Raw genomic sequence first — 945 nt, 5'->3', positions numbered from 1 at the left:
AACTACAGTTCTCCATCCGTTCAGCTAACCTGTTCCCAAGTCTAGTCATTCAAATGGTTGGTATCGGCGAAGAGTCTGGTAGCTTGGAAGAAATGCTAGATAAAGTCGCTGTCTATTACGAAAACGAGGTCGACAACGCCGTTGATGGTTTGACCAGCTTAATGGAACCACTCATTATGGCTGTACTGGGCGTATTGGTCGGTGGTTTGGTCATTGCGATGTACTTACCAATCTTCCAAATGGGCGCAGTCGTAGGATAATGATTTAATGCAATTTATAACGTTACTACAAGAAAATATAACTTTAGCCTTGGTCATATTTGGTTTATTAGGTCTTTGTATTGGCAGTTTTTTAAATGTCGTGATTCATCGTATCCCGTTTATGATGATTTATGGTTGGCGACAAGAATGTAGCCAATTTATGATTGAACAGGCAGATATGCCACGCGAGCATACGCTACCCATAGCGAATATCGTAGCTGCTGACCAACCCATTACTTTGAGTCGACCTGCCTCACGCTGCCCCCATTGCGCTCATAAGATCAGATGGTATGAAAACATCCCCTTAATCAGCTGGCTGGCACTAAGAGGGCGCTGTTCAAACTGCAAAGCTGCTATTGGTCTGCGTTATCCTGCGGTTGAGCTAGTAACCGCTTTACTATCGGTGCTCGTGATCTACAAATTCGGCGTCAATGCAACTGGGTTGTCGGCGCTCGTTTTAGTGTGGATACTAATGGCTCTAACCGGTATTGATTTTGATACGCAGCTATTACCCGATCGCCTGACTTTTCCACTAGCAGGTCTAGGATTGGCGGTCAACTCACAAAGCTGGTTTGTCTCGCCAACGCAGTCGATATGGGGATTACTCTTCGGATTTTTATCACTCTGGATCGTCGTCAAAGTATTCTATTTAATCACTAAGAAACATGGGATGGGACAAGGTGAT

Annotated in this window: 2 protein-coding genes; both read left to right on the top strand. The window is 44.6% G+C overall.

The genetic code is table 11. From position 1 onward, the window contains the following. On the top strand, positions 1-260 hold a 260-nt coding region (locus ACS8FC_RS15415; RefSeq protein WP_439297419.1), incomplete at its 5' end, for a type II secretion system F family protein. 7 nt (positions 261-267) lie between these two features. Beyond that, on the top strand, positions 268-945 hold a 678-nt coding region (locus ACS8FC_RS15410; protein WP_439297418.1), incomplete at its 3' end, for a prepilin peptidase.

It is taken from the genome of Psychrobacter sp. 1Y4 (assembly GCF_051847555.1).
Note: the sequence above shows the minus strand (reverse complement) of the source record. Positions and strands in the feature narration are given on the sequence as shown.